The sequence below is a fragment of the Rhodocaloribacter sp. genome (assembly GCF_056451265.1).
Window position 1 is genome coordinate 23,977 of record NZ_JBWOPL010000062.1, and the last position, 24,370, is coordinate 48,346.

A 24,370-nucleotide genomic window follows, 5' to 3' on the forward strand; every position below is an offset into this window, starting at 1 on the left:
GCGGCGGACGTTTCTCACACATAATTACTTTTATTCAAAATAACGCAAGGCGTCATGGCAATCCAATCGCCGGGGCAGATTTGCCGAAAGCTCCCCGTCCGGGCGTTTTCGGGCCATTATCCACCTATACTCCATCTTGTGCCCTGTCCATCCCGGCCCGGATTGCGGTATATTGGCGCGTCCGCTTTCGTCAGACCTTCCCGGCCGTTCGATGTCTTCAACGCCTTCTTTTTCGACCGTGCTTCTGGACGTAGACGAGCAGGGCCTCGCCGTGTGCACGTTCAACCGTCCCGAGGTGCGAAACGCGCTGAACATGGACATGGTGCGCGACGTCCGGCGCGTGCTCGAAGTCCTTGCCGTGCGCGACGACGTGCGCGTGCTCATCTTCACGGGTGCGGGCGGGCAGGCGTTCGTCAGCGGGGCCGACATCGCCGAGCTTCGGGAGCGGGGCCGCGCCGACGCGCTCCGCCGGATCAACAACAGCCTCTTTCGGGAGATCGAGCAGTTCCCCGCGCCGACGATCGCGGCGGTGCGCGGGTGGGCGCTCGGGGGCGGCTGCGAGCTGGCGATGGCGTGCGACCTTCGCGTGGCGGGCGAAGGCGCGAGGTTCGGTCAGCCCGAAGTGGCGCTCGGCATCATCCCCGGGGCGGGCGCCACGTACCGCCTGCCCCGCCTCGTCGGCCTGGGCGCGGCCCGCGAGCTCATCTTCACCGGTCGCCTCATCGACGCTTCGGAAGCGCTTTCGATCGGCCTCGTCAACCGCGTCGTGCCGGACGACGAGGTGCTCTCGGCCGCCCGCGCCCTCGCCGCGCGCATCGCAAAGAACAGCGCCGTCGCCGTGCGCTTCGCCAAAATGGCTCTCAACGCCTCCGACGAGATGAGCACCGACGCCGGGCTCGCCCTCGAAACGACCATACAGGCGGTGCTCTTCGAAGACGAGGAGAAATACCGGCGCATGACGGCGTTTCTCGAAAAAAAGAAAGCGAAGAAAGACCAGCGACCATGACCCCTCCCCCCGCACAAACGACCTCCGGCGCTTCGTCGGCCACCCGTGCCGCCCTCGACTGGCGGCGGGCGGCCTACCACGTGCTGTGCTCCCGGGCGCTCGACGAGATCGAGGAGACGCGGCTCGTCCCGGCGCGGAAGGTGCTCTATCAGTTTTCCGCCCGGGGACACGACGTGGCGCAGGTGCTCCTGGGCATGCTCCTGACGCATCCGAAGGACGGCGTGAGCGCGTATTACCGGTCCCGCCCCCTCCTCCTGGCGCTGGGCCTCACCCTCGAAGACGCCTTCGCCGCGCCAATGGGCAAGGCGGGCGGCTTCAGCGACGGGCGCGACATCGGCGTCGTGTGCAACCTGCCCAACCCCGGCGGCCCCACCGTGCTCCCGATGGCAGGCGACGTGGGCTCGCAGTATACCCCGGCGGCGGGGTGGGCGCAGGCCCTCCGGTTCCGGCGCGCCACGCTCGGCGACGAAACTTACGAGGGCGCCCTTGCCGTGGCCCACGGCGGCGACGCCTCCGTCGCCACCAACGGCTTCTGGTCCGCCCTCACCATGGCGACCACCCTCCGCCTGCCCGTGCTTTTCTACATCGAGGACAACGGCTACGGCATCTCCGTCCCCTCCCACCTCCAGACGCCGGGCGGCAACATCGCCGAGAACCTCGCCTCGTTCAAAAATCTGCACCTCCTCGACGGCGACGGGACGGACCCCGCGACGGCGCTTCCGATGATGGAGGAAGCCGTCCGTCACGCGCGCTCGGGGGAGGGGCCGGTGCTCCTTCGCCTGACCGTTCCGCGGCTCTCGGGTCATTCGGGGCAAGACAACCAGGCGTATAAGGGCCGGGAGCGGATCGAGGCCGAGCAAGCCCGCGACCCCCTTCCGAAGCTTCGCCGCTTCCTCGTGCCCGAACACCTGACGCCGGCGGAGTGGGAAGCCCTCGAAGCCGAAGTGACCCGCGACGTGGAGGCCGCCCTCGAAGCCGCCCTCGCCCGCCCCGACCCGGACCCTGCCTCCGTCACCCGGTATGTCTTTGCCGAGACGAAGGCCGACGGCTCCCTCGCCGTGCAACAGGTCGGGGGCCTTGCCCCGGAGCGCGTCCCGTTGCCCGTCGGCACGGACACGCCGACGCCCGAGCCCTCGCGCGTCAACATGATCACGGCGATCCGGCGCACGCTGGAGCACGAACTGCGCGTCAATCCGCGCCTGCTCATCTTCGGCGAAGACGTGGGGCCGAAGGGCGGCGTCCACACCGCCACGATGGGACTTCAGGAAGCCTTTGGCGAGGCGCGGGTGTTCGACACGAGCCTTTCCGAAGAGGGCATCGTCGGGCGGGCCGTGGGCATGGCGCTTGCCGGACTGATGCCGGTGGCCGAGATCCAGTTCCGGAAATACGCCGATCCCGCCACGGAGCAGCTCAACAACTGCGGCACGATCCGATGGCGCACGGCCAACCGCTTCGCCGCGCCCATCGTCGTCCGGATGCCCGGCGGATTCGCCAAGGTGGGCGACCCGTGGCACAGCGTCACCGACGAGGTTCGGTGGGCGCACGCCATCGGGTGGCAGATGGCCTTTCCTTCGAATGCGGAGGACGCCGTGGGGCTGCTCCGGGCCGCCATGCGGTCGAACAACCCGACGATATTTTTCGAGCACCGCCTCCTTCTCGACTACCCGTGGGCGCGCCGCCCGTACCCCGGCGACGAGTACGTGCTCCCGTTCGGAAAGGCGCGGCGGATCCGGGCAGGCGACGACCTGACGGTGGTCACCTGGGGCGCGATGGTCGAACGGTGTGAGCGTGCGCGGGAGCACGCGAAGGTCTCGGCGGAAATCATCGACCTGCGCACGATCATGCCGTGGGACAGCGAGGCCGTGCTCGCCTCGGTGCGGAAAACGAAGCGCTGCCTGATCGTCCACGAAGACGCCGTCACGGCGGGCTTCGGAGCCGAGATCGGGGCGACGCTGGCGCGGGAAGCCTTCTTCGACCTCGACGCTCCCGTCGAACGCCTTGCCGTCCCGGACGTCCCGATCCCGTACAACCTCGGCCTTCTCGCCGCAACCGTGCCGGGCGTGGAGGTCATCGCCGAGAAGATGGCAGAACTTGTCGCCTTTTGATACGTCCCTGGACCTTTTTTCGAGTGAAATGGACCTTTTCCGGCAGGCACGCCGGGGCGGTCCGTTCGCATTCACGACGCCGATAATGCCATGACCGTCCCCGCAACGACCCTCATCGACATCACCATGCCGGCTTCCGAGGAAGCGACGGAGGCCGTCGTGATGGGCTGGTTCAAGCAGCCGGGCGACCCGGTGAGTGAGCACGAGCCGCTGCTCGAAGTGAGCACGGACAAGGTGACGATGGAAGTCGCCGCGCCCGCGTCGGGCGTGCTCCGAGAGATCCTCAAACGCGAGAACGAGGCCGTCGCGCCGGGGGAGGTGCTCGGACGCATTGCCACGGGAGAAGGGGCGGAGCACGCGTTGGCGCGCGAAGCGGAAGGTCCCCGTGCTCCCGAGACGTCCGTCTCCGCGCCGTCTCCGAGCGCCGCGCCGCCCGTGGCGTCGGATCGGCGGATGAGGCTGAGCCCGCTCGTCAAGCGCATGCTTCGGGAGCACGATCTCGACCCCGCCCGCATCTCCGGCACGGGACGCGGCGGGCGCATCACGCACAAAGACGTCCTCGCCTACCTCGAAGGCATGGGCGCCGCCCCCGCGCCGCCGCCGTCCGGCCCGATCCCGAGCCGCATGGTCCCGCACACACCGATCCGGCGACGGGTCGCGGAGCACATGGTCGAGAGCATGCTCCGCACCGCCCCTCACGTGACGGCCGTCTTCGACGCGGACCTGACGGCCGTCGTCGCGCACCGGGCGGAGCACAAGGCGGCCTTCGCGGAGAAAGGCGTCAAGCTGACGTATACGGCGTATTTCGTGAAGGCGGCGGTGGAGGCGCTCCAGGCCGTGCCCGAGGTGAACAGCCGGTGGCACGACGACGCGCTCGAAATCTTCGAGGACGTCAACGTCGGCGTGGCGACGGCGCTCGGGAAGAAGGGGCTGATCGTGCCGGTGATCCATCAGGCGCAACTGCTCGGCCTCTTCGGCATCGCCACGAAGCTCCAAACGCTGGCGGAAAAGGCGCGCGCGGGCAAGCTTCAGACGGAAGACGTTCAGCGTGGCACGTTCACGATCACGAACCACGGCGTCTCCGGCAGCCTCGTCGCCACGCCCATCATCAACCAGCCGCAGTCGGCCATCCTCGGCATCGGCAAGATCGAGAAGCGCATCACCGTGGCGGAGGATCGCGGGCGCGACGTGATCCAGATCTCGCCGCGCGCATACGTCACCCTCACCATCGACCATCGCGCGCTCGACGGCTTCACGGCCAACCTTTTCCTCTCGAAGTTCGTCGAGGTGCTCGAACACTGGAACGAGCGCCCGTGAGCGTCGTCCTTTCCCAGACATACCCGGAACCTTTTAAACGGAGTTTTCGAATGGCGCGAGACGAACGTGTCCTCGTTCTCGGCGGATCGGGCCTGGTCGGCTCGCAGATCGTGCGCGAAGTGAGCCGACAGTTGAAGCCGAAAAAGATCGTGGTGGCAAGCCTCTCCGAAGACGAGGTGCGCGACTTTCTGCATGATGTGAGCCGGGAATTCCCGGACATCGACTTCGACGGCGCCTGGGGCAACATTTTCGTGCGGGATGCTTTCCGCATGGAGCCTCGTGGACGCCTCGTCGAGCGTGAGGAGCATCGCGAGGCCCTGTACGAAGACCTCTTCGGCGACATCGACGCGGCCTACGAGCGTTCGGTGCTCGTGCAACTCATCCGGGAGCACCGCCCGGACGTGATCATCGACTGCATCAATACCGCCACGGCCATCAGCTATCAGGACGTGGAGCGCATCAGCAAAAAGACGCACGACGCGCTCTCCCGTCTGCGCGAGGCTGCCAAGGACGACGAGGCGCTTCGCGAGACGGTCGAGCATCTCGGACAGGACGTAAGCACGCTGCTCATCTCGCAGGCCACCTCCCAGCTCATCCGCCACGCGCGGTTGCTCTACGGCGCCATGCGCGAGGTGAAGACGCGCCTGTACGTGAAGGTGGGCACGACGGGCACCGGCGGCATGGGGCTCAACATCCCGTACACGCACAGTGAGGACAAGCCGAGCGTACAGCTCATGACCAAAACCGCCATGGCTTTCGCGCACACCGGCCTGCTTTTCCTCATGGCGCGCACGCCCGAGGGGCCGCTGGTCAAGGAGCTCAAGCCTGCCGCGATGATCGGATACCGACGCGTGGCGCATCAGGCCGTCAAACGACGCGGTCGCCCCCAGTTCGTCTATGAGAGCCGAACCGAGACGCTCGACGATGCGCTGACGCTCCACGACGACGACACCCGGTACGAGCAGCGCGGCGAACTGAAGATGGCAGGCGTCGATACGGGCGAGAACGGCTTCTTCGCGCGCGGCGAGTTCGAGACGATCACGTACATCGACCAGATGGAGTTCGTCACGCCCGAGGAGATCGCCGAGCAGGTGGTCCTCGAAATCAAGGGCAGCAACACCGGGCATGACATCATCGCGGGGGTGGACAGCAACGTGATGATGCCGAGCTACCGCGCGGGGGTGCTTCGGGACACGGCGCTCCGGCGGCTGGTGAAGATCGAGGAGGAATCGCAGGGGCACAGTGTGGCGCTCGGCCAGCTCGGGCCGCCCGAACTGTCGAAGCTCCTCTACGAGGCGCACCTGCTCAAGCTCAACTACGGCACGCTCGAAGCCGTCCGCGCGACACCTGCCGAGGAGATCTCTGAGACGCTCTTCCATTTCCTCGAAGCCAACGACGCGCTCCGCACGCAGATCGTCTCCATCGGCGTGCCGATCCTCGCGCCGGACGGACGGCGGCTCATCCGAGGGCCGTTCATCAACATCCCGGAGAGCATCTATCCGGAAGTGGAGATCCGCGAGGGGGACCTCGACAAGTGGGCGCGCAAAGGCTGGGTAGACCTCCGGCCCGTGAGCATGGAGAGCTGGCGGGAGCGGTTCGGCCGGATGCAGCGCGCCCAGGACATGCTGCACACGCGCGGCACCTCGTCCATCACCCGCACCACATACCTGTACGAGACGATCGAAATCGGCGCGGTGACGGCGTGGATCTTCGCCAACGAGGAAGGCGGCTACCGGATCAAATGACGAGCGTCAGATGCACTTGAAGTGCTCGAACGGCTGTTGACAGGCGCGGCAGAAGTGGAGGGATTTGCAGGCGGTGGAGCCGAACTCACTCGTGCGCTCGGTGTCCTCGGAGCCGCAGAAGGGGCACCGGACGGGCTTCGGCTGCGCGGCGAAAGGCAATGCCGGCCACAGCGCGTCGTCCGTCTTCGGCGGCGGCGCGATGCCGTACTTTTCGAGCTTGCGCTTCGCCTCCTCGGTCATCCAGTCGGTGGTCCACGCTTCCCGGAAGACCGTATGGACGACCACCTTCTCGAAGCCTTTCGCGTGCAGGGTGCGGACGATCTCCTCCTCGATGGCCTTCATGGCGGGACAGCCGGAGTACGTCGGCGTGATGTCCACGTGCACCGTGTCGCCGTCGAGGCGCGCGTCGCGCACGATGCCCATCTCCACGACGTCGAGCACCGGGATCTCCGGGTCCTTCACCTCGGCGAGATAATCGAGCACCTGCTCCCGGGTCGTTTCCATAGCTTTCCCACGTCGAATGTCGGCCGGATGCGCGAGGCATTCGGCCTTTTCCCGCTTTACCACACCGCGTCGGGATAGGCGCGGGGGAGAAACTGCATCTCGGCGAGGATGTGGCCGAGGTGCTCGGTATGCCGGCCCGAGCGCCCGCCGGTCTGCATGAAGTCGTCTTCGGGCAGCGTCAGCGTTGCCTGCGAGACGACGGCCTCGACGCGTTCGCGCCACGGCGCTTCGAGGGCGCGTGGGTCGGGCGCGAGGCCTGCGTCGATGAGCGTTCGGAGCGTGTCGTCCTTCTCGAAAAGCTCGCCGCTATACATCCACAGATCGTCGAGGGCCGTCTGAGCGCGGCGGTGGCTCTCGTCGGTGCCGTCGCCGAGGCGGATCAGCCACTCGCTGCTGTGGCGCAGGTGGTAGCGCGCCTCCTTGAAGGCCTTGGCGGCGATCCCCGCCAGCGGCTCGAAGGCGCTCTCGCGCAGCCCTTCATAGAGCAGATGCGCATAGGCCGAAAAGAAGAACTGCCGGGCGATGGTGAACCCGAAGTCGCCTTTCGGCAGTTCAACGATCAGCGCATTGCGGAAATCCAGCGCATCGCGGCGGAAGGCGAGGTCGTCGGCGTCGCGGCCCGCGCCTTCGACCTCGGCGGCCAGCCCGAGGAGGCTGTTCGCCTGTCCCACGCAGTCGAGCGCGATGTTGGTCAGGGCGATGTCTTCTTCGAGATACGGTCCGTGGGCGCACCATTCCGAGAGCCGGTGGCCGAGCACGAGCGCGTCGTCTCCGAGGCGCAGGAGATACTCGAAGAGGGCCGGGCGCAGCGCGGGGTTCAGGGTCTCTGTGGTCATGTCTGTGTCCGATGTGGGCGTTCCGGAGGCGCGCCCGTCAAACATTCTTCACCCCGTGGGGGACCTTGTAGAAGGAGGGGTGGCGGTACGGCTTGTCGTCGGCGGGGTCGAAGAACGGCCCGCGGTCATCCGGCGTGGTGGCGTGGATGGCCGAGGCGGGCGTCACCCACAGGCTCACCACCTTGCCGCGCCGCCCGTACACGTCGCGGGCGTTCTGAAGCGCCATCTCGGCGTCGCTCGCGTGGACGTTGCCCACGTGCTCGTGCGGGGCGCCCGTGCGCGGCTGCACGAACACTTCCCACGGGACCATTCCATCCGTGCTGTTCTGTTCACTCATCAGGCTGCCCTCAGGCCGTTTGTTTCCTGTTTTGCTCGTTGTTTGGCCGCGTACGCTTCGGCGGCGGCCCGCACCCACGCGCCCGCCTCGTGCGCCGCGCGGCGGGCCCGCAGGCGCTCGCGGTTGCACGGTCCATGCCCCCGCACCACGCGCCAGAACTCCTCCCAGTCGATCTCGCCGAAACGCCAGGCGCCCGCCTCCTCGTCGTACCTCAGGTCCGGGTCGGGGAGCGTCATGCCGAGCGCTTGCACCTGCGGCACGGTGATGTTGACGAAATGCCGGCGGAGTTCGTCGTTCGACTTCTGCTTCACCTTCCAGCGCAACAGTTCGGCGCTGTTCGTCGAGTCCTTGTCCGAGGGGCCGAACATCATGAGCGTCGGCCACCACCACCGGTTGATGGCGTCCTGAAGCATCTCCCGCTGTTCCGGCGTGCCTCGCGCCATCGTCACACAGATCTCGTAGCCCTGTTTCTTGTGAAAATTCTCCTCTTTGCAAATGCGGATCATGGCGCGCGCATACGGCCCGTACGACGCCTTCGCGAGCATGGTCTGATTGACGATGGCCGCGCCGTCGACGAACCACCCGATGACGCCGATGTCGGCCCACGTCAGCGTGGGATAGTTGAAGATGCTCGAATACTTCGCCTTCCCCTCCAGAAGGGCCTGCACGAGGTCGTCCCGGTCGACGCCGAGCGTCTCGGTGGCGCTGTAGATGTAGAGGCCGTGCCCCGCCTCGTCCTGCACCTTTGCCAGCAACGCCATCTTCCGCCGGAGGCTCGGGGCGCGGGTGATCCAGTTGCCTTCGGGCAACATGCCCACCACTTCCGAGTGGGCATGCTGGGACATCATGCGCACCAGCTGTTTGCGATACCGCTCCGGCATCCAGTCTCTCGGCTCGATCTTCTCTCCCTGCCGGATGCGGGCCTCAAAATCTTCGACCTGGGCGACTTCGTTCATGATTTTCCTCGTCTGATCGGAAGGGACGTGAAGGGGGGACGACCGTTCGGAACCGCTTCCGAAACCGGCGCAAAACGTGACGGCTGTCGGGTCTCGGGGATCGAAAAACCGTATGCCGTTCCAACCCTCGGGGTTGCGTCTTGGTTTCCGCCGGGAGGCGGCTCCCGCGTGCCGGAGCCGTCAACCGCCCCACGACCGGCCTCGGAGCGCGTCGAGGGCCTCGTATGCGGTCAGGTCGTAGTGGAGCGGAGTGACGGAGACGAAGCCGTTGTCGATGGCGGCGAGGTCCGTGTCCGCGCCCTCGTCGAGGTTGACGAAGCGACCCGTCAGCCAGTAATACGGCTGGTTCGAGGGGTCGACGCGGTCGACGAAGGACTCCTCCCAGCGCGAGTGCGCCTGCCGGGTGACGGCCACGCCCCGGATCTGGTCGAGGGGCAGCGCCGGGACGTTCACGTTGAGGAGCACACCTGGCGGGAGCCCTTCGCGCAGCACGTTCCGGGCGATGCGCCGGGCATACCGCCCCGCCGGCCCGAAGTCGCCGCCCCGCCACTGGCACAGCGACACGGCGACGGCGTCGATGCCGAGGATGGCGGCTTCGGTGGCCGCGCTGACGGTGCCGCTGTAGATGACGTTGACGGCGGCGTTCGGTCCCTGGTTGATGCCGCTGACGACGAGGTCCGGGCGGCGCGGCACGAGCTTGTCGATGGCGAGCTTGACGCAGTCGGCGGGGGTGCCGGTGACGGCGTAGGCGGCGACCACGTCCGGCGGCGTCTCGAAGGGCCACGGACGCGCGCGCACGGGGTCCCGCACGGTGATGGCATGCCCGACGGCGCTCTGCTCGGTCAGCGGCGCGACGACGCACAGGTCGCCGAGTCCGGAGAGCGCCGAGACCAGCGCCCGAAGGCCCGGCGCGTCGATGCCGTCGTCATTGCTGATCAGGATGAGGGGCCTGTTCGTAGAGAAGTCGTTCGTCATCTGCTCATGGCCGCGAAGCCTGCCGTTGGTTGGCTGCGCACGCCGCGAGCCGCCTCCGGCGCGGGACGATGCTCTGGGGAATCGGCGGCGAAGGCGACATGCCGGGCCCGGGCGCGTTGCGAAAGATCAATAGCTCTCCTCGTCGGTGGGGAAGGAACGCTCCCGCACGTCCTGGATGTAGGCCTGCACGGCGTCGGTGATGACGGCGTCGAGGTGGGCATAGCGGCGGACGAAGCGGGGGTTGAAGTCGGTGGTGAGCCCCAGGGCATCGTGGGTGACGAGCACCTGTCCGTCGCAATGCACGCCGGCGCCGATGCCGATGGTCGGGATGCGGATGGATGCGGTCACTTCGGCCGCGAGCGAAGCCGGGATCTTCTCGAGCACGATGCCGAAGCACCCGGCCTGTTCGAGGAGCACGGCGTCGCGTTTGAGTTGCTCGGCCTCCTCCTCTTCACGCGCCCGCACCCTGTACGTGCCGAAGCGATAGATGCTCTGCGGCGTCAGGCCAAGGTGGCCCATCACCGGGATGCCCGCCGTCAGGATGCGCTCGATGGTCGGCACCACCGCCGCGCCGCCTTCGAGCTTGACGGCGTGCGCGCCGGCCTCTTTCATCACGCGGATAGCCGAGATGAGCGCTTCCTTCGAATTGCCCTGATACGAGCCGAACGGCAGGTCGACGACCACGAGCGCGCGCTGGACGGCCCGCACCACACATTGCGCGTGGTAGATCATCTGATCGAGCGTGATCGGCAGCGTGGTTTCGTGGCCGGCCATCACGTTCGAGGCCGAGTCTCCCACCAGCAACACGTCGACGCCGGCGCGGTCGAGGAGGCGGGCGGTCGTATAGTCGTAGGCGGTCAGCATGGCGATGGGCGTGCCCGTCGCCTTCATGTTCTGGAGCGCCTGCGTGGTGACCCGTTTGATGCCGAGGACGGTCGAAGCCGTGGTCTGCGTGCTCATGGCGATGAAGTTTGGAGCGGAAGAGGAGCAATATACGAAATGCGCTCGGGTGTGCACGCGGGCGGGCCCGCAACGATCCCGAGGCGCGGTCTCCGAACGAGAAACGGGCATCCACCGCAGCAGATGCCCGTTGACGCCGGAGCGCAATACGGCTCAGGCCCGCTCAGTTTGCGTTCGAGGTGTTGGAGGTATCGGCCGAGGCGTCGTCGACGGGAATGCCGAGCTTGCGCGCCACGCTCTCGGTGATGTTGACGACCTGCGTGTCGTCCACGTAGATGAGCGCCGGAGCCCGCAAGACGAGCGCCAACCCCTCGGCGCCGGCGACCTCGTTGATGGCGGCCTGCACCTTGTCGAGCAGCGGCTTCATCAGCTCCTGTTCCCGCTGAGCCATCTCCTGATCTTTCTGAGCGGCGGATTGCTGGAGCTGCTGCTGAAGCTGCTGCAACTCCTGCTCGCGCTTGGCGCGGCTTTCCGCCGAAAGCAGCGGCTGCTGCTTCTGGTACTTCTCCAGTTTGTCCTGGAAATCGGCGCTCATGGTCTGCAACTGTTGCTGCGCCGTCTGATACTCCTGCTGGAGCTGTTGCTGAATTTGACCATATTCCGGCATCGCCGCAATAATGGCTTCAGGATCCGTGTAGCCGACTTTGAGGGGCTGGCTCTGTGCCTGCGCCGAAAGGTGCAACAGCGGAAGCGCGAGCAATGCCAGCGCCAGCGCGCCGGACATCCGTTTCAAGCTATACATATAGAGGTCTCTCCGTGGTTGGTTTCGTATAAACTAAAGGGCGGCCGGTCAACTCCCGCCACGCCCCGCGCCGTCAACGTCTATGCCAAGTTCTTCCAGCACCCGGTCGCTGAGGTTGTATTGCTCCCGGGCGAAAAGGAAAACAAAGTCTCCGCTCTTGTCAAACACGAAGTCGTATCCATCCCGCGTAGCCACCTCTTCGATGGCCCCGAGGATGCGTTCCTGAAGCGGGCGCATCAGTTGATCCTGCTGCTGAAAGAGCTCGCCTTCCGGTCCGAAATACTTCACCCGAAGGCGTTCGACTTCCTCCTCGGCCTGAACGATTTCGTCCCGCTTGCGCTGGCGCTCTTCGTTCGTATAGAGCAGTTCACGGGCCTGATATTCCCGGAAAAGCTCGTCGACTTCCTCTTTTTTCTTCTTGAGTTCGGTCTCCCACTCCTGCATCAGACGGTTCACCTGATTCTGGATCGTCTGATACTCGGGCAAGCGCTGCAGGATATAATCCGAATCGACATAAGCGATCTTCTGCTGGGCCTGCGCACCGGGCGCCGACAGGCAGAGACCAATCATGGCCAGCAAGGGAAAATACCAAATTTTTTTCATACGACCCCTTTAATTTTGCGCTAAGGACTGTCCACCTTGCCGGACGTAGGCAACCCGTTTACCCTGCTGCCACGAGACGCGCACCGTCTGCCGAATCGTTCGGGCGCGCCATTAGTTCCCGAAGCCCTGCCCGAGCGTGAACTGGAAGGTCCATTTCTTCGAGCCGTTGTGCCGGTTGTTGACGGGCACGAACTCGTCGAAATTATAGCCATAGACCAGTTCGACCATGCCGAGGATCGGCAGGAAAAGACGCGCGCCGAACCCTGCCGAGCGGAACAGTCCGGTGGGGTTATAACTGCGGAAACCGTCCCAGGCATTGGCGGCGTCCATGAAGAGGTAAGGAGCCGCCGATAGTTGTTGCGATTGCACGGCGATCCACCGCAGTTCGGAGGTGTACATGTTCAGGATGCGTCCGCCGAAGGGCTCGCCGTTCTGACGCGGCCCCAGCGCCCCGATGGGATACGAGCGCATATAGACGATGTCCTTTCCGAAGAAGTTGAAGAACCCCTGCGTCTCGAACGGCGAGCCGCCCACGATGAAGCGCTCGAAGGCCACCGGATCGCCCGTCACCGAGCCGATGAAGCCGTAATCCATCCCGAAGCCCAGGGCGATCTTGTTCGTCAACGGCACGTTCCAGCTCGATTTCAGTCGCCACTTGTGGTACTGGATCAACCCGCCCACCGGCGGCGCGATCTCCACGGAGAAGAGCATTTTCGAGCCCGTCGTCGGGAAAATGGGGTGGTTCGTGGAGTTTCGAGAGAGCGACTGACGGAAGGTCACCTCCTGGCTGACCCCCTGCGGGAGGGTGCGGAGCCAGTTCTGGTTGTCGAAGAACTGATAGCCGATGGTCGTCGAGGTGCTGAAGAAGTTGTCCGGCCACTTGAGGCGCTGCTCATAGAACACCGAGGCGGACGTGGTGATTAACTGTCCGTTGTTCGTCGTGGTGGTGAGCGCACGCCCGGAGATTTTGGAGAAAGACAGCGAGAAACCGATCGGCGTGGGCCTGCCGCGGAACCACGGTTCGGTGAAGGACAGCGAGTATTGTTGATAGAACCGGCCGTTCGTCTGAATGCCTACCGAGAGGCGCTGTCCATCGCCGGAAGGGAGCGGCTTCCAGGCCTCGGATTTGAACAGGTTCTGCGCCGAGAAATTGTTGAAGCCGAAGCGCAACTGCAGCACGAGCCCGAACCGTCCCCACGTTCCCGAAAGCTCCAGCTGGTCGCTGCCGGTCTCTTCAAGGTGGTACGTCAGGTCGACCCGCTTGGCTTCTTCGTTGATCCGTATGTCCGGCCCCGCCCCCAGCGACTCCTGACTGAAATAATTGAGTTGCATCAGGCGGCGGATCGACTCCTGAATGGCGTCGCGGCTGAAGGTCTCCCCGGGGAAGGTGATCAACTCGCGGCGCACCACGTGCTCCTTCGTCTTCGTATTGCCCGCGATCTCTATGGTGCCGAACTCATACTGATCGCCCTCGAACACGTCGAAGATGAGCTCGAGGGAATCCTTGCCGACCACGCGCACCATCGGCTGGACGTTGGCGCGCATGTAGCCCCGGTTCAGATACCGGCTCATCACGTCGGAGCTGTTCTTGTTTCCGTAGAGGTTCTCTTCGAGCTTCTTGGCGTTGTACGGATCACCCGGATGCAACCCGAGCGCCTCGGTCAGCGCCTCGTCCGGGTACATCGTGTTGCCTTCCCACTTCACGTCGCGGATGTAGAAGCGCGGCCCCTCGTGCACCGTCAGTTCGATGACCATCTTCGGCTTGCCGCCCTCGTCGAAACTGAGGTAGACCGAGTCCTTCACGATCTTCGCATCGTAATACCCCATCTCGTTGTACTTCTCGATGATGCGCTGCGGGTCGCCCTCGAACTCATCGGGCTTGTACGTGTTTTTCCGCCAGAACTGCCACCACTTCTTCGTCTTGGTCTCCATCGCTTTCTTAAGCTTGCCGTCCGAGACGGCTTTGTTGCCTTCGATGATGACCTTCCCGACGCCCACACGCGGCCCCTTATCGACCTGAAAGTCCAGATAGAGCGTGTTGTCGGGGTTGACGGTGCGGCTGACCTCGACGGTCGTGAGCGGATGCCCTTTTTCGGCGAAATAGTTTTTGATGATCTGCCTGGTGCGCTCGATGGAACTCGGACGCACGGGGCTGCCCTTGTAGAGCGGCGCCTGCTGCTGGATCTTTTTCCGGTCTCCGCCCTTGATGCCCGTAAACTTGTAGTCGGCCAGCTTGGGCACCTCCCGCACTTCGATGACGAGGTAGACGCCCTGCCCGAAGCGGCGTTCTTCCTTGATCTTCACGTCGGAGAACATGCCGAGACGATAGATGGCGCGGATGGCGTCGGCGAGGGCGGGGTCGCCGGGAAGCGTCACCTTCTGCCCGATCGACAGCTTGCTCGTCTGCTGCACGAAGGCCCGCGTATAGTCCGACGTCACCCCTTCGACGGTGAGGCCGAGGATGTCGAAGACCTGCGGGCGCGCCGCCGAAGCCGAACCGGCGCCGGCCGCAGCGAGCGGACGCTGCGCCTGAGCGACCGCCGGCAGGAGGACGAAGAGGGCGGGGATGAGCCAGAAAAAACGTGCACGCATGCCAGGGGCTTTCGGTTGATCACGGTGGGTCCACGGAGAGAACATGCAGCCTAAACGGTGTAGCTTGACGCTTAGTTTCTCCAAAATAGTGCGAAACGACGTCCCCAGAGAACGCCTCTCCGCGCGGATTATTGCCCGCTGTCGACGCCCCGGAGGGGCGGAGGTCGGGGCGACCGGCGGCCGCATCAAGACTCGTCCTTCACGCGTCCGAAGCGGCGCTCGCGGTCCTGAAAGTCGCGGATGGCGGCGTAGAGTTGCGGGCGCCGAAACGCGGGCCAGAACGCCTCGGTGACGTAGAGTTCGGTGTAGGCGATTTGCCAGAGCAAAAAGTTCGAGATCCGCTGCTCGCCGCCGGTGCGGATGAGCAGGTCGGGGTCGGGCATGCCGGCGGTGCCCAGGGTCTGCCCGATCATCTCCTCGTCGATGGCTTCCGGATCGAGTTCGCCGCGCGCGACGCGCCGGGCCAGGGCGCGGACGGCCTCGGTCAGTTCCCACCGCCCGCTGTACGAGAGCGCCAGGTTGAGCGTCATCCGCTTGTTGTCCGCCGTATCCGCCATGGCCTGCTCCAGCTCTTTCCGGCACGCCGCCGGCAGCTTCGAGACGTCGCCGATGGTGCGGAGGCGGACGTCGTTCTTCATCAGCGTCTGCTTCTCCCCGCGCAACGTCCGGATGAGCAGTTGCATCAGCGCGTTCACCTCGCTCAGCGGGCGATACCAGTTCTCCGTGCTGAAGGTATAGAGCGTCAGATATTCGACGCCGATTTCTGCGCAGGCCTCGGTGATCTCGCGCACGGACTCGACGCCTTCGTAATGTCCGTGATAGCGCCTCTGTCCGCGCGCTTTCGCCCAGCGTCCATTGCCGTCCATGATGATGGCGACGTGACGCGGAATCGCTCCGCGACGGCGAAGCGTCTCCTGATCGATAGCGTCTGTAGAGGGGGATAACGTCTCTTTCGACACGGCTTTTTTCTGTAGATCGGAACCACGTGTAATTTTGTAAAGCATAAGAACTTACGGCGTCTCGTCGCAAACGTCAATGTGGCGCTTCCCCGCGCGCCCGTCGGCGGTCCGGATGGGAGCGTATTTCTACGGGCAGACGCCTCGCCCGGTCACAGGCGCAGGAGGTCGTTGAAGATGAGGAAGGTCATCAGCGCCAGCAGCAGCAGCATGCCGATCTGCTGCGTGACCATGCGCACTTTCAGCGACGGCTCGCGGCGGGTGATGCCTTCATAGAGGAGGAACACGAGGTGCCCGCCGTCGAGGGCGGGAATGGGCAGGATGTTGATGATCGCCAGCGTGATCGAAAGCACGGCGACGATGTTCCAGAACGCATACGCTCCGTTGGCGGCGGCGTCGCGCGTGAGCACGGCCACTCGGATCGGCCCGCCTAGGTTCTCCCGGATGCTCTCCGAGCCGAAAAAGACCCGCTTGAGGCTTGTGACAATGATCTTCGTGTTGAGCCACGTGTCCTTGAGCCCGGCCACGACGGCCTCATCGAAGTCGTAATCGATGAAACGCGTGATCTGATACACGCCGAGCACGTAGCGGTCCCCCTCCTTGCGCGGCGTCACGACGGCCTCGTAGACGCGCCCGTTCGTGCCCGAGCCGACCCACTGCGCGCCGGGCGGCGGCGGACGGTCCGCGAGCGAGTCGGGGCGTTCCCACCGGAGCGTGAACGGCTCGCCCCCGGTGGCCTGGATCTTCTCGGTCATGTCGCGCCAGAAACGGATCGGCTCGCCGTTGACGGCGAGGATGCGGTCGCCGGGGAGCAGGCCGATGGCTTCGGCGGGCGAGCCCTCGACCGTCGCGCCGACGACCGGCGGATCGAAGGCGATGCCGAAGGCGCCGCCGGAACGGCTGAGCTGCGTCATGATGTCCCGCGGCCCTTCGAACGTGAGCGTGTCGCGCCCGCGCACGACGGTGAGCTTCAGCGGTTCGTCCCGGAGCATTTCCTGCAGTCCCTCCAGCCCCGTGAACGTGCTCATCTCCTTCCCGTTGATGGCGAGGAGCCGGTCGCCCGTGCGCAGCCCGATGTCGTAGGCGAGCGAGCTGTCGGCCACGATCACCCCGCCGATGGGGGGGATGAACCGCTCGCCGTAGACGTCCTTGAGCGCGATGAAGACGATGGCGGCGAGGATCATGTTGAAAATGACGCCCGCCGTGATGACCACGATGCGCTGCCACACCGGCTTTGCCCGGAACTCCCAGGGCTGCGGCTCCGACTCGGCATAGCCGGTGTCCATGCTCTCGTCCACCATCCCGGCAATCTTGACGTAGCCGCCGAGCGGCGTCGCTCCCAGCACGTATTCCGTCTCCCCGATCTGCTTGCCCACGATCTTCGGGGGAAAGCCGATGGAGAAGCGCTCCACGCGCATCTTGAAGAGCTTGGCAAAGAGGAAGTGTCCCAGTTCGTGCACGAAGACCAGGAGCATGATCGCTCCCAGAATGGGCAGGATGTAGGAAAGTGCGTTTAAAATAAAATCCATTCGACCTGAATCGTTTAATCCGGCTGACGCGGTCCGGCGTGGAGAGACGGAGAGGGGTTCATGAGCTTCTGGGAAAGGCCTTCACGGCATTTCCGGGGCCGCGCCCGGAGGTGGCCTTCAATGAATGCCGACCCCGTGGAGTTCCTGTACCCGCCGCCGCGCGCGGGCGTCGGCTTCTACGAGCGTCTCGAAGGAGAGCTGCGGGGGAGTCTCGGCCAGTTCGTCGAGCGCGCGCTCGATCAGGCGGGGGATGTCGACGAAGCGGATCCGCTCGTGGAGGAAAAGCGCGACGGCGGCTTCGTTGGCCGCGTTGAGCACGGCCGGGGCCGTGCCGCCGCGCTCGAGCGCATCGAAGGCGAGGCGGAGGCAGGGGAACCTGTCGAGGTCCGGCTCCTCGAAGTCGAGCCGCCGCAGCTCCGACCAGTCGAGGCGCGGATGCGGGGCGGGCCACCGGTCGGGGAAGGTCAGGGCATACTGAATGGGCACCTTCATGTCGGGCACGCCGAGTTGCGCCTTGACCGAGCCGTCGGTGAAGGCGACCATCGAGTGGATGATCGACTGCGGATGCACGAGCACGCGGATGCGCGCGCGCGCGACGCCGAAGACCCAGCGTGCCTCGATCACCTCCAGCCCTTTGTTCATCATCGTGGCCGAGTCGATGGTGATCTTCGCGCCCATCGACCAGTTCGGATGGCACAGCGCTTCGTCGCGGGTGATGGCGTCGAAGGTTTCGGCGGGGCGGGTGCGGAACGGGCCGCCGGAAGCGGTGAGGATGAGCGTCTCGACGGCGTGGCGCGGTTCACCGACGAGGCACTGAAAGATGGCGGAGTGCTCGCTGTCTACCGGGATGAGCGTGCCGCCCGTGGCTTCGAGCCGTTCGGTCACGAGCGCCCCGGCCACGACGAGCGTCTCCTTGTTCGCCAGGGCGATTTTTTTGCCCGCTCCGATGGCGGCGAGCGTCGGCTCCAGACCCGCGAAGCCGACCACGGCCGTGAGCACGGTGTCCACGTCGGCGAGGGTGGCGGCTTCGCACAGCCCTTCGGGCCCGGCCAGCACGCGGATGCCCGTCCCGGCGAGCGCCTCGCGCAAGCGCCCGTAATGCGTCGCATCGCCGATGGCCACGCACGCCGGACGGAACGCGAGCGCCTGCCGCGCCAGCAGCTCGACGTTCGCATGGGCCGTAAGCGCGCGGACGCTCAGCCGTTCCGGAAAGAGCCGCGCCACCTCCAGCGCCTGCGTGCCGATCGAGCCCGTCGAGCCGAGCAGGCACAGTCCTTGTCGTTCACTGTCGGAAAGAGGGGCGGGCATGGCCTGGGGGTCGTCGGAGGTCAAACGTGCCGGGGCGCGGAAAGGGCGCACACCCGGGCAATAATGCCTACCCTATACGTACGACGCCGGGCTTTGCTTCCGCCTTCGGCCGGAAGGGCGTGAAACTTAGGTGGATCCGCGCCATTACAACGCTCTGCGTTCTCCCGGCGGCGCGCGAGGCGGCTGGGCGAAGGCGATCTCTTCCTCGCATCGGCTCGACTCTCCCGGTTCGTCCGCAGGAACCACGCAACATGGGCGTCCGTCGCCCGTTCTTCTCAGCAGACCCGTCTTCGTCCACGGAGCCCTTTCACCATGGCGCATTTGAAGTCTTTCGATGTTCCCCTTCGCTTCGCCGCCGGTCTTGCGCTTTTCCTGATCGCGGCGCCGGGGTCTTTGGCGCCGCTCCGGGCGCAGGCGCAGGGCGTGGACAGCACCCTCGTGGCGCGCTTCCAGCTGGCGGAGTCCTACCTGCGCGGCGCGCAGTACGACCGGGCCATCACGCTGCTCGAAGACCTCTACGAGGCCAGCCCCGAGACGCACGTTTTCTACGACCGGCTCCGGCAGGCTTACGAGAACGTGAAGCGATACGACGACGCCCTTCGCCTCATCGACGACCAGATGAAGCGGACGCGCGCGCCGACGACGCTTCTGTCCGAAAAGGCGCGGCTGCTCTACCTCAAGGGGGACGAAGAGGCGGCCCTCGCCACGTGGGAGGCGGCCCTCGAAGCGCTGCCCGAGAACGCCAACACCTATCTCACCGTGTACCGCTCGATGATGCGGCTGCGGCTGTTCGAGGAGGCCATCGCGGTGCTCGAAGAAGGGCGACGGACGCTCAAGCGGGACGACCTCTTCCAGACGGACCTGGCCTATCTCTACAGCCTCACCGGGGCGCACGCCAGGGCGATGGCCGAATACCTCGGATTGCTCGCCCGGAACGAGCGCCAGCTCAGCTTCGTGCGCAGCCGCCTCAGCCGCTACACGGATCAGGAAGAGGCGCTCCGGGCCGGCATCGCCGTGGTGGAGCAGGCCGTGCGGCGCAACCCGCTCAACCGCGCCTTCCGCGAACTCCTCTCCTGGCTTTACCTCGAAGGCGGCATGTACCGGCAGGCGCTCAACGTCAACCGCGCCATCGACCGGCTCGAACAGGAGCGCGGACAGGTGCTCTTCACCTTCGCCCGGCAGGCCGCCGACGCCGGCGCGTACGACGTCGCACTCGAAGCATATGAGGAGATTCTGGCCCGCTATCCCGACGCGCCCGCCGCTCCGGAGGCCGTGCGCGGCCTCGCCGAGATGTACGAACGCCGCGCCGAAAAATCCGGCGAGCGCGCTTTCGACGCGCGCGGCAACCGCATCCCCGCCCCCAACTACGACCAGGCCCTCGACGCCTACCGCACCTTTCTCCAACGGTACCCGAATCACCCGCGCTATCCCGACGTGCTCCGCCGCATCGGACGCTTGCAGCAGGACGTCTTCTTCGACCTCGGCGCCGCCGAAGCCACGTTGCGGGAGGTGGTGGACCGCTACCCGAACACCGACGCTGCCCACCGGGCGGAGTACGACCTCGGGCGCATCGCGCTCCAGCGCAACCGGCTCGACGTCGCTCGTCTTACCTTCAGCCGTCTCGCCGACCGGCTCCGCACCGGCGAGCTGGCCGAGCTGGCGCGGTATGAGCTGGCCCTCATCCACTTCTACCAGGGCGAGTTCGACGCCGCGCTGACGCTGACCGAAGCGATGAAAGAGAACACGTCCGCCGACGTCGCCAACGACGCCATCGAGCTGAAGGTGCTCCTCGTCGAGAACAAGGGACCCGACTCGCTGAACACCCCGCTGCGGCGCTATGCCGAGGCGCGCCTGCTCCAGCGCCGACACCAACCCGCCGAGGCGGTCGCCGTCCTCGACGAGCTTTTGCAGACGTACGGCGGCCATCCCCTCGCCGACGACGCCCGTTTCCTGCGCGCATCCCTCCTCCGGCAGATGGGCCGCGCCGAAGACGCCCTCGCGGCGTTCCTCGAACTGCCGCTGTTGCATCCGCAAAGCTACCTCGCCGACCGCAGCCTCTTCGCCGCCGGCGAGCTTCAGGAAAGCGTCTTCGACGACGCCGAGGCGGCGCTCCAGACGTACACCCGCATCCTGATCGAATATCCCGGCTCGCTGCTCGTCAGCGACGCCCGCGCCCGCATCCGCGCCCTCCGCGGCGACGGCGCGTGACGGTCTCCGCTTCACCTTCCGGCTATCATGATCCGACGCCTGCTTCCCTTCCTTGCCCTGCTGCTGATGACTTTCCGGCCCGCCGCCGGACAGGACCTCCTCATCCCGATGGACACGCGCCAGACCGATCACCTGAAGGCCTATGGCGTCACGTACTGGACGCTCGGCCGGGGCATCGAGGTGGACTGGCTGCTCAACTACCGGGGCGGCTCGTTTCTGGTCGGCGCCTTTCCCGAACTCGAACAGGAGCTGCGCATCCGCGGGGTCTACTTCGAACGCCTCAGCGCCGCACAGTCCGCACAGATCATCGCCGAGGTGGAGAGTGACGAGCACAACACCGCCGTCGTGCGCCTCGAAAAGCCGCCCCGCATCGCCGTCTATGCCCCGGAGCTAACCCAGCCGTGGGACGACGCCGTATTGCTGGCGCTGAACTACGCCGAGGTGCCCTACGAGATGATCTATGACGACGACGTGCTCGCGGGCAAACTTCAGGAGTACGACTGGATCCATCTCCACCACGAAGACTTCACCGGCCAGTACGGCAAGTTCTACACCTACCGCTCGATGCCGTGGTACATCGAACAGCAACGGCAGGCCGAAGCGACCGCCCGTCGGCACGGCTTCCGAAAGGTCAGCCAACTCAAGCTCGCCGTGGCACAGACCATCCGCGAGTACGTCCGAAACGGCGGCTTCCTCTTCGCCATGTGTTCCGGCACCGACACGTTCGACATTGCGCTGGCCGCCCATGACACCGACATCGTGCCCGCCGAATACGACGGCGATCCCGTGGACCCCGACGCCCTCTCGAAGCTCGATTTCTCCGCAACGTTCGCCTTCGAGAACTTCCGTCCGAGCTTCAACGCCCACGAGTACGAGCATTCGAACATCGACACGGGACCGCCGCCGCCGCCGCTGCTCAACCCCGCGCTCGATTACTTCACGCTCTTCGAGTTCAGCGCCAAATGGGACCCCGTCCCTTCGATGCTGACGCAAAACCACGTCGCCACGGTCAAGGGCTTCATCGGCCAGACGACCAACTTCCGGAAGCGTCTCATCAAACCGAACATCGTCATTATGGCCGAGGCGCCGGGCCGCGATGAGGTCCGATACCTGCACGGCACGTTCGGGCAGGGCACGTTCACCTTCTATTCCGGGCACGACCCCGAAGACTACCAGCACTTCGTCAACGACCCGCCCACCGACCTGAGCCTTCACAAGAACTCCCCCGGCTACCGGCTCATCCTGAACAACATCCTGTTCCCGGCGGCGCGGAAGAAGAAACAGAAGACCTGAGCCCGTCGTTCACGGCGCGCCTGTTCTTTCCCGGGCGCTTCGGGTCGCCTCCGCGCGCGGCGGTATGATTCAGGAGCGCCTTGCGCCGGGCCGGTCCACGGGGCACGCCTGTGCGCGCCGCTTCCCGGCGCTTTCCAAGATTCAAAATAGATTCCTTTCATGCACGAAATATCAACCGCTCCCGCCGTCAAGACCGTCAGCGCCACGCGCACGGTGATGAACGAGATCGTTTTGCCGAACGACACGAACGGCCTCGGCAACCTGATGGGAGGGCGTCTTTTGCACTGGATGGACGTGTGCGGGGCCATCGCCGCGCAGCGCCATGCCAACCGTATATGTGTCACCGCTTCGGTGGACTCGGTCGAGTTCAACTGTCCCATCCGGCAGGGCGAGATCGTCGTCCTCGAAAGCCGGGTCAACCGCGCCTTCCGCACGTCGCTGGAGGTGCAGATCAACGTGTGGGCCGAGAACCCGCGCGACCAGACGAAGCGGCGATGCAACCGGGCCTACTATACGTTCGTCGCCATCGGCGAGGACGGGCGCCCGAAGCCGGTGCCGCCGATCCACCCGGAGACGGAGGAGGAGAAGCGGTGCTATGAGAACGCCGCCAAACGTCGTGAATTCCGTCTGCTCCTCTCGGGTCGCCTGAAGCTTGAAGACGCCACGAGCATCAAGTCCGACATTCTTTCGGCCCTCGACGCCGAGTGAACGCGCCCGCGTCCGTCCCTCGCCCGCCATGAAGAAGGCGCTTCGCGTCTCCCGTCTGCCCGGATGCCTTGCCCTTCTCGGGCTGTGCGTCGGGCTCGCGGCTTCGGCGGCGGCGCAACCGGCGGGCCGCACGTTCGGGCTCGGCGGTCAGATCGGTCGGCCCGCCGGCGTCACGCTCAAGGTCTACCGGCCCGGTCCGTCGGGCGCATCCCGGCGGGGCGACGCCTTCACACTGCTGGCCGCCTGGGATCTCGAAGAGGTCTTCTTTCTGAACGCCCACCTGCTCCGGGAACGCCCGATTCCCGCCTCGCCGCTGCGCTATTTCTATGGCCCCGGGCTCGTCCTCGGCTTCGAAGATACCCGCCGCGCCGGGCTTGTCCTCGGCGTCAGCGGGGCCTTCGGGGTCAATTTTTTCCGGGAAAGCTTCGAGGTCTATCTCCAGATCACCCCGCGCCTCAAGCTCATTCCGAACACCCGCGGCGCTTTCGACGCGGGCATCGGCATGCGGTATTATTTTTGACGCTATCGTCTGCGTCGAGCGGGGCGGCTGTGCCAACCGGGCGAAGTGAACCCTTCCGCCCCCAGGTACGTTTACCTGCACGACGCCCCACCCGGGCACGACGCCCTCCTTCCTTCATCATCCTCGTCCCCGACTCGATTGCCCGCCATGTTGTTCAAACGCGTCCTCATTACCGGAGCCAACGGTTTGCTCGGGCAGGAGCTCGTCGCGCAGATGAGCCGCCACCCGGAATATGATCTGCTGGCGACGGCGCGGGGCGCGACGCCCCTCTTCCCCGAGAGCGCCGGCGGGTACGTCCCCCTCGACATCACCGACTTCGCGGCGGTGCGGCGGCTTTTTCTCGACTTCACGCCGGACGTGGTGGTCAACTGTGCGGCGATGACACAGGTGGACCTGTGCGAAAGCGAGCGCGATGCCTGCTGGAAGGTGAACGTAGACGCCGTCGAACATCTGGCGAAGTGCTGCCTTCAGCACGGCAGCCGCCTCGTGCAGGTCTCGACCGACTTCGTTTTCGACGGCGCGAACGGCCCCTACCGTGAGACCGACCGGCCCCACCCGATCAGCTTCTACGGCAAGTCGAAGTGGGCCTCGGAGAACGCGGCGCGCGGCGCGGGGCTGGACCGGTGGGCCGTGGCGCGCACGATCCTCGTCTACGGCACGGGCCGCAACCTGAGCCGCTCGAACATCGCGCTGTGGGTGCTCGACAAGCTCTCCCGCGACGAGCCCATCGACGTCGTGACCGATCAGTGGCGCACTCCCACCTACGTCGTCGACCTGGCCGCCGGCATCGAAAAGATCGTGCGATACAACCGTTCCGGCGTCTATCACCTCTCCGGGCGCGAACTGCTTTCGATCCACGAGTTCGCCCATTGCATCGCCGAGGTGTTCGACCTCGACGCCTCGCTCATCCGCCCGACCGACGGCACGCGCTTCCGGCAGACGGCGGCCCGCCCGCCCCGCACCGGCTTCATCATCCTCAAGGCCGAGACCGAACTCGGCTTCCGCCCGCGCTCCGTCCGGGAAGCGCTCCGCCACCTCGGCCGGCGCCTCGGCCTCTCCGTCACCGCCTCCTGACCGCCCCGCCGGGCACTCTTGACCAAGAATCCATAGCCGCACACGCGTTGCGTTGCGTTTCTTTGGAGAGAAGCCTGATCCACGTATTTCGCCGCG

The 24,370-nt window shown here is 65.7% G+C and carries 21 protein-coding genes; 9 read left to right on the top strand and 12 right to left on the bottom strand.

The window, feature by feature from the left end; genetic code table 11:
• Positions 1–238 precede the first annotated feature (238 nt).
• The 4 genes from AC1HIY_RS11215 (at position 239) to AC1HIY_RS11230 (ending at position 6,173) form a co-directional block, all read left to right on the top strand.
• The gene (locus AC1HIY_RS11215; RefSeq protein WP_479576825.1) at positions 239–1,006 is read left to right on the top strand and encodes an enoyl-CoA hydratase/isomerase family protein; all 768 of its coding nucleotides are present in this window, start codon (positions 239–241) and stop codon (positions 1,004–1,006) included.
• Positions 1,003–3,111 (top strand): alpha-ketoacid dehydrogenase subunit alpha/beta, encoded by a 2,109-nt coding sequence (locus tag AC1HIY_RS11220; protein ID WP_479576826.1) that lies wholly within the window; start codon positions 1,003–1,005, stop codon positions 3,109–3,111. Before AC1HIY_RS11215 ends, AC1HIY_RS11220 begins: the two co-directional genes overlap by 4 nt.
• A gap of 90 nt (positions 3,112–3,201) precedes the next feature.
• Complete coding sequence (locus AC1HIY_RS11225; RefSeq protein WP_479576827.1) at positions 3,202–4,428, top strand: dihydrolipoamide acetyltransferase family protein; 1,227 nt, start codon at positions 3,202–3,204, stop codon at positions 4,426–4,428.
• A gap of 50 nt (positions 4,429–4,478) precedes the next feature.
• Positions 4,479–6,173: a hypothetical protein gene (locus AC1HIY_RS11230; RefSeq protein WP_479576828.1), complete on the top strand. Its 1,695-nt coding sequence runs from the start codon at positions 4,479–4,481 to the stop codon at positions 6,171–6,173.
• A gap of 6 nt (positions 6,174–6,179) precedes the next feature.
• On the opposite strand, the gene paaD is transcribed toward AC1HIY_RS11230, so the two are convergent.
• The 12 genes from paaD to AC1HIY_RS11290 form a co-directional block, all read right to left on the bottom strand.
• Positions 6,180–6,677 (bottom strand): 1,2-phenylacetyl-CoA epoxidase subunit PaaD, encoded by a 498-nt coding sequence (paaD, locus tag AC1HIY_RS11235; RefSeq protein WP_479576829.1) that lies wholly within the window; start codon positions 6,675–6,677, stop codon positions 6,180–6,182.
• Positions 6,678–6,733: 56 nt separating this feature from the next.
• Entirely contained in the window at positions 6,734–7,513 is a 780-nt protein-coding gene (gene paaC / locus AC1HIY_RS11240) for a 1,2-phenylacetyl-CoA epoxidase subunit PaaC (protein ID WP_479576830.1), read from the bottom strand.
• Positions 7,514–7,550: 37 nt separating this feature from the next.
• The gene (gene paaB / locus AC1HIY_RS11245) at positions 7,551–7,850 is read right to left on the bottom strand and encodes a 1,2-phenylacetyl-CoA epoxidase subunit PaaB (protein ID WP_479576831.1); all 300 of its coding nucleotides are present in this window, start codon (positions 7,848–7,850) and stop codon (positions 7,551–7,553) included.
• Positions 7,850–8,806 carry a 1,2-phenylacetyl-CoA epoxidase subunit PaaA gene (gene paaA / locus AC1HIY_RS11250; RefSeq protein ID WP_479576832.1) on the bottom strand — a complete coding sequence of 319 codons (957 nt, stop codon included), beginning with the start codon at positions 8,804–8,806 and terminating at the stop codon, positions 7,850–7,852. Before paaA ends, paaB begins: the two co-directional genes overlap by 1 nt.
• 180 nt (positions 8,807–8,986) lie before the next feature.
• Positions 8,987–9,781 carry a 5'/3'-nucleotidase SurE gene (surE, locus tag AC1HIY_RS11255; protein ID WP_479576833.1) on the bottom strand — a complete coding sequence of 265 codons (795 nt, stop codon included), beginning with the start codon at positions 9,779–9,781 and terminating at the stop codon, positions 8,987–8,989.
• Positions 9,782–9,907: 126 nt separating this feature from the next.
• Entirely contained in the window at positions 9,908–10,741 is an 834-nt protein-coding gene (panB, locus tag AC1HIY_RS11260; RefSeq protein ID WP_479576834.1) for a 3-methyl-2-oxobutanoate hydroxymethyltransferase, read from the bottom strand.
• 163 nt (positions 10,742–10,904) lie between these two features.
• Positions 10,905–11,483 carry an OmpH/Skp family outer membrane protein gene (locus tag AC1HIY_RS11265; protein WP_479576835.1) on the bottom strand — a complete coding sequence of 193 codons (579 nt, stop codon included), beginning with the start codon at positions 11,481–11,483 and terminating at the stop codon, positions 10,905–10,907.
• A gap of 48 nt (positions 11,484–11,531) precedes the next feature.
• Complete coding sequence (locus AC1HIY_RS11270; RefSeq protein ID WP_479576836.1) at positions 11,532–12,086, bottom strand: OmpH/Skp family outer membrane protein; 555 nt, start codon at positions 12,084–12,086, stop codon at positions 11,532–11,534.
• 111 nt (positions 12,087–12,197) lie between these two features.
• Positions 12,198–14,678: an outer membrane protein assembly factor BamA gene (bamA, locus tag AC1HIY_RS11275; protein ID WP_479576837.1), complete on the bottom strand. Its 2,481-nt coding sequence runs from the start codon at positions 14,676–14,678 to the stop codon at positions 12,198–12,200.
• Positions 14,679–14,863: 185 nt separating this feature from the next.
• Positions 14,864–15,637: an isoprenyl transferase gene (locus AC1HIY_RS11280; RefSeq protein WP_479576838.1), complete on the bottom strand. Its 774-nt coding sequence runs from the start codon at positions 15,635–15,637 to the stop codon at positions 14,864–14,866.
• Positions 15,638–15,786: 149 nt separating this feature from the next.
• Positions 15,787–17,163: an RIP metalloprotease RseP gene (rseP, locus tag AC1HIY_RS11285; protein WP_479576839.1), complete on the bottom strand. Its 1,377-nt coding sequence runs from the start codon at positions 17,161–17,163 to the stop codon at positions 15,787–15,789.
• A 117-nt stretch (positions 17,164–17,280) separates the two neighbouring features.
• A complete protein-coding gene (locus AC1HIY_RS11290; protein WP_479576840.1) occupies positions 17,281–18,471 on the bottom strand; it encodes a 1-deoxy-D-xylulose-5-phosphate reductoisomerase in 1,191 nt (396 codons plus the stop codon).
• A gap of 312 nt (positions 18,472–18,783) precedes the next feature.
• Here AC1HIY_RS11290 and AC1HIY_RS11295 point away from each other — a divergent pair, with 312 nt between their 5' ends.
• From AC1HIY_RS11295 to rfbD, 5 genes are all read left to right on the top strand, one after another.
• Positions 18,784–20,679, top strand: coding sequence for a tetratricopeptide repeat protein (locus AC1HIY_RS11295; RefSeq protein WP_479576841.1), 1,896 nt, complete (start codon positions 18,784–18,786; stop codon positions 20,677–20,679).
• Between the two features lie 27 nt (positions 20,680–20,706).
• A complete protein-coding gene (locus tag AC1HIY_RS11300; protein WP_479576842.1) occupies positions 20,707–21,972 on the top strand; it encodes an asparagine synthetase B in 1,266 nt (421 codons plus the stop codon).
• A gap of 159 nt (positions 21,973–22,131) precedes the next feature.
• A complete protein-coding gene (locus AC1HIY_RS11305; RefSeq protein ID WP_479576843.1) occupies positions 22,132–22,680 on the top strand; it encodes an acyl-CoA thioesterase in 549 nt (182 codons plus the stop codon).
• A gap of 28 nt (positions 22,681–22,708) precedes the next feature.
• Positions 22,709–23,200: a hypothetical protein gene (locus AC1HIY_RS11310; protein ID WP_479576844.1), complete on the top strand. Its 492-nt coding sequence runs from the start codon at positions 22,709–22,711 to the stop codon at positions 23,198–23,200.
• Between the two features lie 147 nt (positions 23,201–23,347).
• Positions 23,348–24,274, top strand: a complete 927-nt coding sequence (gene rfbD / locus AC1HIY_RS11315; RefSeq protein WP_479576845.1) for a dTDP-4-dehydrorhamnose reductase — start codon at positions 23,348–23,350, stop codon at positions 24,272–24,274.
• Positions 24,275–24,370 lie beyond the last annotated feature (96 nt).

Bases quoted from the DNA above. Each gene is read 5' to 3' on its own strand.
- surE (WP_479576833.1), bottom strand. From the start codon at position 9,781: ATGACGAACGACTTCTCTACGAACAGGCCCCTCATCCTGATCAGCAAT.
- AC1HIY_RS11225 (WP_479576827.1), top strand. From the start codon at position 3,202: ATGACCGTCCCCGCAACGACCCTCATCGACATCACCATGCCGGCTTCC.
- AC1HIY_RS11265 (WP_479576835.1), bottom strand. From the start codon at position 11,483: ATGTATAGCTTGAAACGGATGTCCGGCGCGCTGGCGCTGGCATTGCTC.
- AC1HIY_RS11295 (WP_479576841.1), top strand. From the start codon at position 18,784: ATGGCGCATTTGAAGTCTTTCGATGTTCCCCTTCGCTTCGCCGCCGGT.
- AC1HIY_RS11290 (WP_479576840.1), bottom strand. From the start codon at position 18,471: ATGCCCGCCCCTCTTTCCGACAGTGAACGACAAGGACTGTGCCTGCTC.
- rfbD (WP_479576845.1), top strand. From the start codon at position 23,348: ATGTTGTTCAAACGCGTCCTCATTACCGGAGCCAACGGTTTGCTCGGG.
- AC1HIY_RS11310 (WP_479576844.1), top strand. From the start codon at position 22,709: ATGAAGAAGGCGCTTCGCGTCTCCCGTCTGCCCGGATGCCTTGCCCTT.
- AC1HIY_RS11300 (WP_479576842.1), top strand. From the start codon at position 20,707: ATGATCCGACGCCTGCTTCCCTTCCTTGCCCTGCTGCTGATGACTTTC.
- rseP (WP_479576839.1), bottom strand. From the start codon at position 17,163: ATGGATTTTATTTTAAACGCACTTTCCTACATCCTGCCCATTCTGGGA.
- paaD (WP_479576829.1), bottom strand. From the start codon at position 6,677: ATGGAAACGACCCGGGAGCAGGTGCTCGATTATCTCGCCGAGGTGAAG.
- AC1HIY_RS11230 (WP_479576828.1), top strand. From the start codon at position 4,479: ATGGCGCGAGACGAACGTGTCCTCGTTCTCGGCGGATCGGGCCTGGTC.
- panB (WP_479576834.1), bottom strand. From the start codon at position 10,741: ATGAGCACGCAGACCACGGCTTCGACCGTCCTCGGCATCAAACGGGTC.
- AC1HIY_RS11305 (WP_479576843.1), top strand. From the start codon at position 22,132: ATGCACGAAATATCAACCGCTCCCGCCGTCAAGACCGTCAGCGCCACG.
- paaC (WP_479576830.1), bottom strand. From the start codon at position 7,513: ATGACCACAGAGACCCTGAACCCCGCGCTGCGCCCGGCCCTCTTCGAG.
- AC1HIY_RS11270 (WP_479576836.1), bottom strand. From the start codon at position 12,086: ATGAAAAAAATTTGGTATTTTCCCTTGCTGGCCATGATTGGTCTCTGC.
- bamA (WP_479576837.1), bottom strand. From the start codon at position 14,678: ATGCGTGCACGTTTTTTCTGGCTCATCCCCGCCCTCTTCGTCCTCCTG.
- paaA (WP_479576832.1), bottom strand. From the start codon at position 8,806: ATGAACGAAGTCGCCCAGGTCGAAGATTTTGAGGCCCGCATCCGGCAG.
- AC1HIY_RS11220 (WP_479576826.1), top strand. From the start codon at position 1,003: ATGACCCCTCCCCCCGCACAAACGACCTCCGGCGCTTCGTCGGCCACC.
- paaB (WP_479576831.1), bottom strand. From the start codon at position 7,850: ATGAGTGAACAGAACAGCACGGATGGAATGGTCCCGTGGGAAGTGTTC.